12 protein-coding genes are annotated in these 12,612 nt (G+C 62.8%); 1 reads left to right on the forward strand and 11 read right to left on the reverse strand.

Annotation, left to right across the window (positions count from 1 at the left end; all coding sequences use genetic code 11):
* Positions 1-47 precede the first annotated feature (47 nt).
* The 11 genes from ACFQ95_RS21590 to uraD all read right to left on the reverse strand — a co-directional run bounded on the left by ACFQ95_RS21590 (position 48) and on the right by uraD (position 11,560).
* Positions 48-920, reverse strand: a complete 873-nt coding sequence (locus ACFQ95_RS21590; protein ID WP_422834341.1) for an NAD(P)-dependent oxidoreductase — start codon at positions 918-920, stop codon at positions 48-50.
* Between the two features lie 22 nt (positions 921-942).
* Positions 943-2,025, reverse strand: a complete 1,083-nt coding sequence (locus tag ACFQ95_RS21595; RefSeq protein ID WP_422834343.1) for an isocitrate/isopropylmalate dehydrogenase family protein — start codon at positions 2,023-2,025, stop codon at positions 943-945.
* A 127-nt stretch (positions 2,026-2,152) separates the two neighbouring features.
* On the reverse strand, positions 2,153-2,857 hold the full coding sequence (locus ACFQ95_RS21600) for a transcriptional regulator NanR (RefSeq protein WP_422834345.1): 705 nt from the start codon (positions 2,855-2,857) through the stop codon (positions 2,153-2,155).
* 54 nt (positions 2,858-2,911) lie between these two features.
* Positions 2,912-4,273 (reverse strand): 3-oxo-isoapionate kinase OiaK, encoded by a 1,362-nt coding sequence (gene oiaK, locus ACFQ95_RS21605; protein WP_422834347.1) that lies wholly within the window; start codon positions 4,271-4,273, stop codon positions 2,912-2,914.
* Complete coding sequence (locus ACFQ95_RS21610; RefSeq protein ID WP_422834349.1) at positions 4,273-5,541, reverse strand: ribulose-bisphosphate carboxylase large subunit family protein; 1,269 nt, start codon at positions 5,539-5,541, stop codon at positions 4,273-4,275. Before ACFQ95_RS21610 ends, oiaK begins: the two co-directional genes overlap by 1 nt.
* Positions 5,542-5,578: 37 nt before the next feature.
* Complete coding sequence (locus ACFQ95_RS21615) at positions 5,579-6,871, reverse strand: TRAP transporter large permease (protein WP_422834351.1); 1,293 nt, start codon at positions 6,869-6,871, stop codon at positions 5,579-5,581.
* Positions 6,868-7,380: a TRAP transporter small permease gene (locus ACFQ95_RS21620; RefSeq protein WP_422834352.1), complete on the reverse strand. Its 513-nt coding sequence runs from the start codon at positions 7,378-7,380 to the stop codon at positions 6,868-6,870. Before ACFQ95_RS21620 ends, ACFQ95_RS21615 begins: the two co-directional genes overlap by 4 nt.
* Before the next feature lie 69 nt (positions 7,381-7,449).
* Entirely contained in the window at positions 7,450-8,385 is a 936-nt protein-coding gene (locus ACFQ95_RS21625) for a TRAP transporter substrate-binding protein (RefSeq protein WP_422834376.1), read from the reverse strand.
* A 140-nt stretch (positions 8,386-8,525) separates the two neighbouring features.
* Positions 8,526-9,356 (reverse strand): phosphogluconate dehydrogenase C-terminal domain-containing protein, encoded by an 831-nt coding sequence (locus ACFQ95_RS21630; RefSeq protein ID WP_422834354.1) that lies wholly within the window; start codon positions 9,354-9,356, stop codon positions 8,526-8,528.
* A 655-nt stretch (positions 9,357-10,011) separates the two neighbouring features.
* A complete protein-coding gene (locus tag ACFQ95_RS21635) occupies positions 10,012-10,992 on the reverse strand; it encodes a Bug family tripartite tricarboxylate transporter substrate binding protein (protein ID WP_422834355.1) in 981 nt (326 codons plus the stop codon).
* Between the two features lie 19 nt (positions 10,993-11,011).
* Positions 11,012-11,560, reverse strand: coding sequence for a 2-oxo-4-hydroxy-4-carboxy-5-ureidoimidazoline decarboxylase (uraD, locus tag ACFQ95_RS21640; protein ID WP_422834357.1), 549 nt, complete (start codon positions 11,558-11,560; stop codon positions 11,012-11,014).
* A 106-nt stretch (positions 11,561-11,666) separates the two neighbouring features.
* On the opposite strand from uraD, the gene ACFQ95_RS21645 reads away from it, so the two are divergent.
* Complete coding sequence (locus tag ACFQ95_RS21645; protein WP_422834358.1) at positions 11,667-12,611, forward strand: LysR family transcriptional regulator; 945 nt, start codon at positions 11,667-11,669, stop codon at positions 12,609-12,611.
* Position 12,612: the final 1 nt, after the last annotated feature.

Here is a 12,612-nt window from a genome sequence, read left to right on the forward strand (position 1 = left end):
AGTGAGCGCCTGTTGGACGGCTTGTGCCGTCCAACGCGAAAAGTGGCTCAGCGGCTTTGTAGCAGGCTGACCAGCTCCGGCATCAGCGCTTCCGGTTTGCTCCGCTGGGCCGACTCCAAGGTCGCGAGCACCGATGCCGCAATCGCTTGGTGCGAGCCGGCATCACCGGCCATGGTGTTGTAGTAGCCCAGGTCCTTGCAGGCATTGGCTACGGAGAAACGCAGGCTGGATGTGTCCTGTGCCAGCAAGTAGGGACGCAGGCGTTCCAGCGCAACACCCCCGCCACCGCCCTTCGCAAGAATGTCCACAAAGGCCTCGGGCGCAATGCCGTGATGGGTGGCGCAGGCTGCCGCTTCCGCGATCAAGGCCACCGTCCCAAGTGAGACGAAGTTGTGCAGCAACTTCATACCATGGCCAGCGCCAACGGGCCCCGCGTGGACGATGTTTTCGGCAAAACACGACAACAGCGGGCGGCATTCTTCTAGCAGCGTGGCATCGCCGCCAACCAGCAGGTTGAGCCGCCCCTCGGCAGCCTCCTTTGGGGTACGCGTCATCGGCATGTCGAGGAAGCGACTGCCCGCGGCCTCCACCGCTTGCGCCATACGCACAGTCGATGCGGGCAAGGCGGTTGAACAGTCGATCACGATGCTGCCGGGGCGCAGGCCTTCCAGCACTCCGCCCTCACCCGTCAACACCGCTTCAACCTGCGGTGAGCCGGTCAGCACCAGGATCACGATGTCCGATTGGGCGGCCACATCAGCGGCGCGCGTGCTGGTGCGCAGACCGGCGGCCTTGAGGGTCTCCAGCGGTTGATTGCCCGCATGCTCCAGCACCGTCAGTGGGTAGCCGTGCTTGAGGATGTTGCTGGCAATGCCGTGGCCCATCATGCCAATGCCCACCATGCCAATGTTCTTCTTCATACTGTTCTCCTATTTAAATTGTTCAGCGCAGCTCTTGGCACACGGCCCGCGTGATCTCGCTGCAGCGTGCGTGCCCGCCAAGGTCGTGCGGCACGTGCTGAGCGGCTGCAAGCACCGACTCTACCGCGCGTTCAACACGCGCCGCAGCTTGTGTCAAAGCGGCATCGGCATGGCGTTCACCCAGCCAACGCAACATCAGGGCACCGGACAGAATCGTGGCCAGTGGGCTGGCGATGTCTTGCCCTGCAATATCGGGGGCCGAACCATGCGCCCCCTGGAACAGTCCGTGCGCCTCGCCGAGCTCCGCCGAGGCGGCTATGCCCAAGCCACCAACAGTGCCAGCCCCCAGGTCAGAGATGATGTCGCCGAACATGTTCTCGGCCACGATCACATCGTAAAAGTCGGGCTTCTTGAGCATGTGCACGGTGATGGCATCTGCGTAGGCATAGTCCATCGCCACATCGGCATACTCCTGCGCCACCTCGTCGCACACGGCACGGAAGAAGGCGTAACTGCGCAGGATATTGGCCTTGTCGCAAACCGTCACGCGGCGTTGGCCATCACGCGGTGCACCATTGCGGCGGCGCGCCAACTCGAATGCAAAACGCGCCACCCGCTCCACACCCTTGCGTGTAACCACCAGCGTGTCGGTGACCACTTCACCGCGCAAGTTCACCCCAGCGCCGCGGCTGGCGTAAAGGCCTTCGGTGTTCTCCCGCACGATGACGTAGTCGATCTGCCCGGCACTCCAGCCGGACAGCGGTGACTGCACACCTTGGTAGAGCCGTATCGGGCGCACATTGGCAAACAGGTCCAGCTTAAAACGCAGTTGCAGGTGCAGGTCGTTGCCGACCTCCGTGCCATCCGGGTAAGTGATCCCGGGCAGGCCCGCTGCACCGTGCAGGATGGCGTGCGCAGCGCGGCAGGCGGCAAAGGTTTCGTCGGGCAGAACCGAGCCGGTCTTGGCGTAATGTGCAGCGCCACCGGGCCAGGGCGTAAAACGCAGGCGGCTTGCACAGGCCTCGCGCAACACGGTCTGAGCCGACTGGCAGACCTCGGGGCCTATACCGTCTCCGTCAATGGTGGCGATGTCATAGATGTTCATGGCGTGCTCTGATGATGGGCGTAAAAAGCTGCGCGTACCTGCACCGTTGCAGATACAGGCAAATGAATCCATAACCATAGTTCCCGCAGCAGCACGCCTGGTCTCTCTGGCATGGCGTCAGGCGGCCCTAGATGCGGTGGTACAGCTCGTTCGAGCGCGTCACATGGGCCCGCACTGCGGCAACCGCCGCCTGTGGGTCGTGCGCCTCTATGGCGTCGACCAGGCGCGTATGTTCCTGCAGCGTCAGTTGTTCGGCGCCAGGTGCCCGCACCAAGGGCTGGTAGTAGTCGCCAGCCCACTGGAAAACTGCCTCGACCACGGCCGGAAAAATGGGGTTGCCACTGATACGTGCGATTTCGCGGTGGAATGCCATGTCGTGCGCCAGAAAGGTATCCATGTTCACCAGCGAGGCGCGTTGCTCTTCTATACGCAAGCGCAGCAGCGCCACGTCCTCGGGAGTGGCTGTCTGCGCCGCCATTCGGGCAATACCCTCCTCCAGAAACAACCGCGCTTGTTTCAGGTGTTCGAGCATGTCGGGCTGCGCCTGCAACATGTGCCGTGTGCCGCTGGCGATCTGCGCTATCAGGTCGCGCGCCGTGGGAATGACCACCCGCGCACGTTCGCCATGCGAGATTTCGACAATGCCCGAGCGCTCCATGGCCTGCAGCGCCTCGCGGATGGCGGGGCGGCCAACACCATACACGTCCATCAGTTCCCGCTCCGGGGGTAACTGGTCGCCAGGACGGATCTCGCCAGTGCGGATTCGCTGCATCAGCCGATCGACAACTTCCTCGTAGAGTTTGCGTTTCTGGATCGGGTTGTGCGCCGTCATGGAGTAGCCGTGGTGAGATGCGGTGAAGGCCAACAGGCCGGATCGGCTGAATTATCACTTGCTTGCGCCGTCACGCGCCTGGACGAAGAAATTCACCGCCCCCATCTGCCCGCCCTTCAGCACCAGTTCCAGGCCATCGCGTCGAGCATCCCGCGAAGTGGCCCGGCACAGTGGCGCCCCGGGGGCCAAGCGCGCGGCAATGCTCAGCGCCTGTATCCCCAAAACCGAGGCGACTGCGCCCGAGCTGTCGCCACCGGCCACCACCACCCGGCGCAATTGGGGGCAGCGGTCCAACAAGCCACGCATCACCTGCGCCAACGCCTGGCCCGTGCGTTGCGCGGCTTCGTCACGCCCCAAGCCTGCGGCACGCGCGGCGCCATCGAAGGCCTGCACGGCGGGGTCATCGGGCCCGAGCGCAGTGAACACCAACGGGCTTAAACCGCGCGACAGGGCCTGCACCGCCGCCTCCACGGCCCGAGAGATCTCCCCCTGGTCGCCGGTCAGCAGTTGCCCCACGTCCAGGCGCTGAGTCGCAAAGCCGTTTGCCGCCGCGCAGGTGATTTGCGCGGCCGTGACCGGCGAGCAACTGCCACTGACCACGGCAATGGCCTCTGCAGGACCGGCCGACAAAAGTGGCGCCGGTTCGGCCAACAAACCGCTGGCCTGCCAATGTGCGGCCAACGCATATTCAAGTCCTGAAGACGAGGCACTGAACACACCTTGGCCGCGCTGCTCCCACACCAGCCGCCCGGCCTCACGCAGGGTTTCCTCATCCAGCACATCCAGCAACACAACCGGCACGCCATGGCCATGTTTTTGCAGAATCAGCTGCAGCGCCTCGGCGCCATCAGCGCGCTTGAGACGTGTAAAGTCGATCAGCTCGCAGGGGCGAGACGTCTGCGCGGCCAGATGCCGGCGCAGATCTGATTCATGCATGGGCGTCACCGGATGGTGCGCCATGGTTGGATGGCGGTCCAACCTATAACCCTCACCATCGGCGACAGCAAACAAATGGCCGAACGCCTGGTAACGCCGCAACCGTGGCGCCCCCACCACCATGGGTGTCCAGCGGCCCGGCATCAGCGGCACGCCTAAATCAATGGCACAGCCAATCGAGCCTATCAATGGGGATGAGTCGAAGGTAGAGCAAATCTTGTACTGCAAAAGAGGCGCGCCGAGACGCGCCAACGATGCCAGGGCGGGTGTCAAGTGGTCACGCATCCAGGCCGGGCTTTTGCCTCGGGCTTGTCCTGCCAGCCCCACGGCACGCACGCCAGGAAAACGCGCCAGGGCTGGCGCATCCGGCGGCTCCAGAAACAGCACGGTCGGCACGCCTGCACTGGTCAGCGCCTCCAGGGCATCGGTAGAGCCCGTGAAGTCGTCACCGTAGTAGCTCAGCAGCAAATCTGGCGACATCACCAAACCTCCAGCGCCTGCGCCAGCTCCGGGTGTACACGCGCATGCTGGCCCAGCGGCACGCCGCTCACGGCGGCTTGCCAGGCTTGGCGCATGGCCGCCACACCGGCGGCGATGCCGCCAGGATGGCCGAGGATGCCGCCACCAGCGGCGTGGATCAGGTCGGTGGTGCCCAGCGCGGCGTAGGTGGGTGCGGCTTGCAAACCGGTCTGGCCCGAGCTGAAAACCGGCATCGCATACATGGGCGCGCCCGGCAAAAGGGGCCGCAGCACGGCGCGCGCTGCCGCCAGCACACTGTCATCCGATTCACTGAACTTGTTGGCCAAGCCGTTCACATGCAGATGGTCGGCCCCGGCCAGTCGCCACAAGGCCTGCCAAGGCGCGTAGTCCCAGCCGAGTGCCGGACAACGGCTCAGGTAACCCCAGCCGTTGCGGTGGGCGTGGATCGGCAACTGCGCATGGCGGCGCAACGCGAGCAGGCCCGTGAGCCCCACCGAGTTCAGGCTCACCATCACGCAGCTGCCACCCAGAGACAACACCAGGTCATGGCGCCGGCGCATCTCGTCCACCTCGCCAGTCAGGTTGAAGGCCACCATTGGTTTCCGGCCCGTGCGCTCAGCGGCGTCATGCACCACCGCCATCACGGCGCGCACACGTTCATCAAACGGGCAGTGCGGGCCATCGGCCTGCAGCTCATCGTCCTTGATGAAGTCAATGCCACCCGCGATGAGCTGGCGCACGGTCTCGGCGGTTTCCTGCGGCGACAGGCCTACGCTGGGCTTGATGATGGTGCCTATCAACGGGCCTGTTGCCACACCCGCCAAGGCACGTGTGCCGTCAATCCCGAAAGCCGGGCCGGGACAGGACTCTGCAAACGCCTGCGGCACCGCAAGATCGAGCACGCGCAGGCCCGAGACCTGGCGCAGCTCAAACAGGTTACCGGCCAGCGTGGCCATCAAGTTGGGCAGAGAATGCCCAAAATTGGCCACCGGCCAGGACAGCTCCAGCACACATTGCGTGTAGCGTTGCGCCACCAGACGGCTGGGCAGGCTGGGTGACTGGGTATGGCCGATGACGTCGACCCGTTCCACCCTCGCACCTGAACGCTCCTTGAGAGCAGCGGTTTCGCCCGGCACGGCCGTAAAGGTGCCACTGGACTGCTCCCCGGCAATCACTTCGGCCACGCGCCGCGGGTCGTCCCCGGTTTCCAGCCAGTAGCGTGCACGTACACGTCCGTCTGAGGTCGATAAGGCCTGGGGTTCATCCATGGCGGGGTCTCTCTTCAATGTACAAACAAGGTCTTGGCTACTTGAACCCCAGCGTGCGCGGCAGCCAGGTGGACAAGGCGGGCACAAACGTCAGCAGCACCAGCACGATGCCGTGGGCCCAGAGAAATGGCACCAGCTCACGCACCAGTTGTGTCATGGGCACACGCGAGACATTGCAAGTCACGAACAACAGGCCGCCCACTGGCGGCGTGATCATGCCCAGAGTCAGGTTGACGATCACGATCATCGCGAAGTGCACCGGGTCTATGCCCAACTTCATCGCCACCGGCGCGAGGATAGGCACAAGCACCATCACACCCGGCAGTGGTTCGATGAAGATGCCAAACAGCAGCAGAAAAATGTTCACGATGACCAGGAACATCCAGGGCGCCAGGTTCATGCTGACCAAAAGCTCGGCGAGCATTTGCGGAATGCCCTCTATGGTCAGCACCCAGGCAAACGAGGCCGACAAGCCAATGATGATGAGCACCGAAGCCGACAACAGCGCCGCACGCGCCAGGATGTCCGGCAGTGCTTTCCACTCCAGCGTGCGATAGACAAACTTGCCGCAGACCAATGCATAAAACACCGCGACCACCGAGGCTTCGGTCGGCGTGAACCAACCCGCACGCATGCCCCCCAGAATCACCACGGGCAGCAGGATCGCCGGCACAGCGCGCCAGGTCGTCGCCAGGATCTCGGCCAGCGGCGGCAGGCTGCCCTCGCCACGGTAGTTGCGTTGGCGCGAAACCCTAAAGTTCACGATACACATGGCCACGGCAATCAAGATGCCGGGCAGGATGCCGGCGGCGAACAACGCACCGACGGAGACCGTTTCATCTTGCAACGCATAGATGATCATGATGATGGACGGCGGAATGATAGGCCCCACAATCGCGGTCGAAGCCGTCAGCGCTGCCGCGTACGCCCGGTCGTAGCCCGCCTTGTCCATCATCTTGATCAGCATGGAACCCGGCCCCGCGGCATCGGCCAGTGCAGAGCCGGAGATGCCCGAGAAAAAGGTCAGAGACACCACATTGGTGTAGCCCAGGCCACCACGCTTGTGGCCAACAAACTGGCCAGCGAAGCGCAGCAGCACCTCGGTGAGCGAGCCGCCGCTCATCAATTCGGCGGCGAGGATGAAGAACGGCACGGCCATCAAGGGAAAGCTGTCCATGCCGGTAAACGTTTCCTTGAGCAGCACCATCAAGGGATAGTTTTCAGCCAACACCAGGGTGGCCGCCGTCGACAGTCCCAGCGCAAACGCCACGGGCACACCAATGGCCAGGAAGAAACATGCCGAACACACCAGAACCAAGGCGGCACTCATAAGGAAGCACTCGCGTTGGCGTCGAAATGGTCGTCCGCCGCAAAACTGCGGTGCACAGCGTAGTCGCGGAGGATCAGCAAAAAGTGCGCGATGAGCAGCACGCCGCCAAGCACCATGGCGCTGTACACATAGGCAAACGGGATCTGCGTCACCGGCGTCATCTGAAACATCGTGCGCTGCATGTAAAGCCAGCCGTACCAGACCATGAAACCAAAGAAGCTGAGCAGCAAGCCCGCCACCAGGATGCGCAGCGCAATGCCGCCTTTGCGTGGCAGGGCGTCCTGGAGGTTTTCTACGGCGATGTGGCCACCGTAACGCAGCACCGGGCCTGCGCCCAGAAAGGTGAGCCAGATCATCAGGTAGCGCGCCACCTCCTCAGCCCATTCCAGCGATGAGTCGGTAAGGTAGCGTAGGGCGACGTTGGTGAAAATGATCACCGACATTGCCGCCAGCAGCAGGATCAACGCCCAGCGGTTGATGCCCAGCAGATAACGTTCGAATGTTTGCATGATTTTTCTGCGAACGAAGCCAGCCCCGGCGGCCGTGAGGGCCACCAGCGCCAGCCACTGCGAGCTTGTTTAATGGACGTCTTGAATGCGCTTGATGTTTTCGGCGCCGAATTCCTTGGCGTACGCGGCATAGGCCGGTTTCAGGGCGTCCTGGAACGCCTTCTTGTCGACGTTACGCACCACCTGCATGCCTTCTTTTTCGAGCAGGGCCACACCAGTGGCGTCGTCTTCGTCCACCTTCTTGCGTTGCGCCACCACGCTCACCTGGGCTGCGTCCAGGAACACCTTCTTGTCGGCGTCGTTCAGCTTGTTCCAGACTTTTGGCGTGAGCAGCAACAACGCTGGTGAATACACGTGGCCCGTCAATGACAGGTACTTCTGCACCTGTGAAAACTTGGCCGTGGTGATGATGGGAATCGGGTTCTCCTGGCCGTCCACCGTGCCCTGCTGCAGCGCACCGAACACTTCAGGGAAGGACATGGGCGTGGGCTGCATGCCAAAGGTGCGGTAGCCGTCCATGTGCACCTTGTTCTCCATGGTGCGCACTTTCAAGCCCTTGGTGTCCTCGGGTTTGACGATGGGCCGTTTGCTGTTGGTGATGTGGCGAAAGCCGTTCTCCGTCCAGCCCAAGGCGATCAGCCCCTTGGATGGGAACTTGGTCAGCAGGTCTTGGCCAATCGGGCCGTCGAAAACCTTGCGCGCGTGCTCGTAGTCGCGAAACAGGAATGGAATGTCGACCACGCGGATTTCGGGCACGAAGTTGCCCACCGGCCCGGTGGAAGTGATCACGGCGTCCTGTGTGCCCAGCTGCACCGCCTCGATCTGCTCACGTTCACCCCCCAGCGCCGAGCTGGGGAACTGCTGGCATTTGTAGCGGCCTTGTGTTCCTTTCTCGATCTCGGCACAGAACGTCGTGGAACCAACCCAGTAGTGCGACCCCTGCGCCGGCGTGTAGCCAATCTTCAGAACGGTTTGGGCTTGCACGCCGCCGGCGGCAACCGTCATCAACACAGCGGCCACGGAGGCGCCAAGCGTAGGGCGAAAGTTAGAGCGAAGCTTCACAATTGTCTCCTGTGAGGGGGGGGCTAGGAAGGAAAATGGCCGTGCGCCTGTACCGACACATCGGTTGGGAAATAAAAGCGTTCTCAGGTGATGCGCTGGATGCTCTGCGCGATTTCTTCGCGGTCAAACACCTTGAGCCAGTCCTCGCGCATCAGGCGCGGTTTGCCAAATGTGATGGCCTTGTTGCAGGCATCTGAAAACGCCCCCGGGATCTCCTTGAAGATCACCGCGCTCAGGATGGTCATGTGGCCCAGCAAAAAATCGCGCGCGCAGTCGGCGGGCACCCCGCGCGCCACCACCTCATCCATGGCCTCGCGCATCACGTCCAGCAGCGTGGCACAGACCGTCTCCGACAAACCCGGCTCCAGCAGCGCCATCTGTTCAACGGTGACGCGGTAGGTGCGCAGGATGGGCGCGTAGATGGTTTTGGCAATCTCTTCGCCAAGATCAAAATCGGCGGCTGTGCCTTGCATCAGCGCACTCACAACCGATTGCGGCGCATGGCCACCACCGAAGAAATCCACCTGGCCGTCCTTGCGCAGGGCGTCGCTGAAGATGGGCGGGTGACAGGGGTGCGCCACAAAGTAGGCCAAATCTTCGCGCTCGGGCAGATGGCCGGCAAACGGCGCTGCCGCATCCAGCGTCATGACCATGGTGCCGGGCGCGAGCTGCGGCACGATCTGTGTGGCCACCTTGCCAATGGCCGTGTCTGGAATTGCCAAGATGACCACTTGTGCGTTTTCCAGCGCACGGGCCTGGTCGACACATTCCACACCCAGCTCATCGCGCAAGCGCTGGCGTCCCACCTCACCCACTTCCACATGACGCACTTCAAAACGCGAGCCACGCAGGTTCTTGGCCAACCGAACACCCATTTTTCCACCGGCGCCCAGCAGCGCAATCACGGTCTTCATCGGACCATCTCCTAAGTTAAGTAATGGCGTGATGGTATGACGACATGATATCAAGCAGACTGGGTTTAACCCTAGCGAGGGTAAGCTCGTACGCTAGGTCGGTCGGCCGGTTTGAGGAGCTGCGGTACATCCAGGCACGGCACAACCAGGCATTCGAGCCGCATGGCGACAAGCCTTGCTGCGCTCAGTGTTCGATGAAGCCGCAATAGCCTCAATACCCCTTCGTCGGCTGACAGCGTTTGCAGGTGCCTATGTCTGCCGGAATAAAGCTCCGCAGGGCTGCACGCAGGACTTTTGGCGCTGGCGGCGCTGCGCACGCGCCCTCACCGCTCAGCGCCGGGCAACACTGCTTTGCTGGCTTGCTGCTCGTGGGTAATGGTTTACCGGGATACACCCAGATCGGCCCGTTGCGGGCCACGATCGGTCTCAGGCAATTGGTGAAGAGTTTTGAAAAAAGCTCGCGCGACGGCAACACATCCTGCGACCTGGGGGATAAGGGCCTGCGAGCAGTCTTGGGGATGACGGTGCCAGGCGCACGATTGGCAGCGTAGGCATTCCGCTGCTCTGCAGGCCCTTGCAATACGCCGCCAGCCCATTTGGGCGGCGTGATCGCGAAAGTGAAAGTGCATGCGGGCCAGTGCCGCGTGTGTGTCGCCTACTGTGGCTCAAGCCCCGAAGCCTTCACCAGCTCCGCATGCAGCGTGATCTCCTGTGCAATGGTTTGCTGGAACTGCTCGGGCGTGGTGGGCGCCACCTCCATGCCTATGTCTTGCAATTGCTTCTTCACATCCTCGCTCTGCAAAATGGCGTGCACCTGGCGGTTCAGCTGGTTCACCAGGGGACGTGGCGTGTTGGCCGGCGCCAGCAGGCCAATCCAGGTCTGCATCACCATGTTAGGGATGCCGGCTTCGCGCATCGTGGGTGTGTCTGCGATCAGCGCCGAGCGTTTGTCGCTCATCAATGCCAGCGCCGTGAGTTTGCCCGACTTGAGGTAAGGCAAAGCCTCTGGCAGTGGCGCAAACAGCAAATCAACATTGCCACCCAGCAAGTCGTTGATGGCCAACGCGCCACCCTTGTACGGCACGTGGGTCATGCGCACCTGTGCGCGTGTCTCGAACATCAGTGCGGCCAGGTGTTGTGGGCTGCCGTCACCCGAGGTGGCGTAGTTCAAGCTACCGGGCTTGGCCTTGGCGGCAGCCAGCAGCGCCCCGGCGCTTGCGAACTTCTCTTTGTCCTTGACCACCAGCACCATCGATTGGTTGGCGAGCTTGGTGATGGGAGCGAAGTCCGCTTGCGGGTCGTAAGGCAGCTCTTTGAAGATGCTCTTATTGGTGGTCAAGAAAGACGCTGGCGAAGCCATCAACGTATAACCATCCGGTGCGGCCTTGGCCACCGTGGGCAGACCGATGCGGCCGGACGCGCCGGCCCGGTTGTCCACCACAAAGGGTTGGCCGGTGACGGCGGCCAGCTTCTGGCCCACCATGCGCGCAATGATGTCCACACCACCACCCGCCGGCAAGGCCACGATGAGCTTGACAGGATGGTCGGGATAAGTGCCCTGTGCACCAGCAGGCACGGCTGCGACCAACAGGCCCAGCGCGCACGCCAGGAGAGAAATTCTGCGTTGAGTGTTCATGGCTAACTCCGGTGGTAAATCAAGAAGGGATGGATTCGCGGGTGATGGACTCGTCTGACACAAGACGCTCCAGCCGCAGACGGGTAATGGCGGCAATCTCATCGAGCGCGGTGTGCAGTTCGCTGGCGCGGTCACGCTGCAGGCGCTGCTCGAAGGCTTGCAAGGCCGACGCCCGGGTGTGGCGGCGAATGCAAAGAATGAACGGGAAGCCGAAACGTGTGCGGTAGGCGCGGTTGAGCGCGTTCCAGCGCTCGGCCTCGTGGGCCTCCAGCCGGGCCAACGAAAGCGTGCCCTGCTCGGCGACGGACGCATCGGTCATCGTGCCCCGGCGGCTGTCTTCACCGGCCAGTTCAGGGTGCCCGGCATAAAAGGCCACACGTGTGGCCTCGTCTTGTGCCGCCACCAGCGCCACCATGGCCGAGTGCAAGGCCTCGACGCTGGCAAATGGCCGCTGCTGGACGACGCCGCGCGCCACCCAGGGCGCGTGCTCCCAGATGTCCGCCAGAGCGGCGCAAAAGACTTCGGGCGCGCTGGTATTGAGTTGTTCCAGGTTGAATCGTGTGCTCATGGACCGGATCGTAGGCACGCGATTCATTGCCGTCCATCACCATTTTTGCAGTTCTGCATACGCAAAATTAGTACACTCAATCCACCTCGTTCCTGCCAAAGAATCCATGCGCCATTCGCTTGTTCCCGCCGGACTGCGTTACGTCGACCAGGTTGCGCGCTCGGGCTCCATCCAAAAAGCCGCACGTGAACTGCACGTGGCGGCGTCAGCCATCAACCGCCAGATCCTGCAACTGGAAGAAGAACTCGGTGTGCCCTTGTTCGAGCGGCTGCCGCGCGGCATGCGCTTGACGCCCTCGGGCGACGCACTTGTCACACTGACGCGCCACTGGCGCCAGGACGAACGCAGCGTGCTCGCCGAAATCCGGCGCATACAGGGCGTGCACCAGGGCCATGTGTCACTGGTGGCCATGGACAGCCATGCCACCAGCGTGATGCCCGCACTGGTACGCGATCTGGGGGCACAACATCCACTGGTCAGCCTGTCCATCTCACTGGCCACACCCGACGATGCCGAAGCCGCACTGCTCACCGGCCAGGCCGACCTGGCCGCCATCTTCAACCTCAAGCCCCGCCGCGAACTGCTGGTGCTCTGGAAAAGCGCGCTGCCCCTGGGCTGCGTGGTGGCGCCCGGCCACGCGCTAGCCCAGCGCGAAACCGTGAGTTTTCAAGAGGCCGTGGCCCATCCAGTCGCGCTGCAGAGCAAGGCGCTGACGATACGACGTTATCTGGAGGCGCAGTACAACTGGCTGTTCAAGGAGCCGCGCCGCTACACCGAAAGCAACTCCTTGCAATTGGTGAAGCAATTGGCGCTGGGCGGCAACCACGTCGTGTTCACGTCCGAGTTGGACGTAGCGGCAGAGCTGGCGGCCCAACAACTGGTCTTCATCCCCATCCGAGACCGGGGAGCCGAACCTCAGGAGATCAGCGTGGCGATTGACGCCACCAAGCCACCTGGGACCATCGTGAAGGTGGTGTCCGAGCGGCTCATCGCCGCGCTGCAGGACTGCCTGACCGCGGCGCGTCAACACGGTACAAGCGCCGCCCGCTGAC

Source organism: Variovorax sp. HJSM1_2 (genome assembly GCF_049316285.1).
Lineage (GTDB): Bacteria > Pseudomonadota > Gammaproteobacteria > Burkholderiales > Burkholderiaceae_C > Rhodoferax_B.

What these genes read in the sequence shown, in the direction of transcription:
- ACFQ95_RS21595 (WP_422834343.1), bottom strand. Translation starts at nt 2,025, where the DNA reads ATGAACATCTATGACATCGCCACCATTGACGGAGACGGTATAGGCCCC.
- ACFQ95_RS21615 (WP_422834351.1), bottom strand. Translation starts at nt 6,871, where the DNA reads ATGAGTGCCGCCTTGGTTCTGGTGTGTTCGGCATGTTTCTTCCTGGCC.
- ACFQ95_RS21610 (WP_422834349.1), bottom strand. Translation starts at nt 5,541, where the DNA reads ATGGATGAACCCCAGGCCTTATCGACCTCAGACGGACGTGTACGTGCA.
- ACFQ95_RS21625 (WP_422834376.1), bottom strand. Translation starts at nt 8,385, where the DNA reads ATGACGGTTGCCGCCGGCGGCGTGCAAGCCCAAACCGTTCTGAAGATT.
- ACFQ95_RS21630 (WP_422834354.1), bottom strand. Translation starts at nt 9,356, where the DNA reads ATGAAGACCGTGATTGCGCTGCTGGGCGCCGGTGGAAAAATGGGTGTT.
- ACFQ95_RS21600 (WP_422834345.1), bottom strand. Translation starts at nt 2,857, where the DNA reads ATGACGGCGCACAACCCGATCCAGAAACGCAAACTCTACGAGGAAGTT.
- ACFQ95_RS21645 (WP_422834358.1), top strand. Translation starts at nt 11,667, where the DNA reads ATGCGCCATTCGCTTGTTCCCGCCGGACTGCGTTACGTCGACCAGGTT.
- oiaK (WP_422834347.1), bottom strand. Translation starts at nt 4,273, where the DNA reads ATGTCGCCAGATTTGCTGCTGAGCTACTACGGTGACGACTTCACGGGC.
- uraD (WP_422834357.1), bottom strand. Translation starts at nt 11,560, where the DNA reads ATGAGCACACGATTCAACCTGGAACAACTCAATACCAGCGCGCCCGAA.
- ACFQ95_RS21635 (WP_422834355.1), bottom strand. Translation starts at nt 10,992, where the DNA reads ATGAACACTCAACGCAGAATTTCTCTCCTGGCGTGCGCGCTGGGCCTG.
- ACFQ95_RS21590 (WP_422834341.1), bottom strand. Translation starts at nt 920, where the DNA reads ATGAAGAAGAACATTGGCATGGTGGGCATTGGCATGATGGGCCACGGC.
- ACFQ95_RS21620 (WP_422834352.1), bottom strand. Translation starts at nt 7,380, where the DNA reads ATGCAAACATTCGAACGTTATCTGCTGGGCATCAACCGCTGGGCGTTG.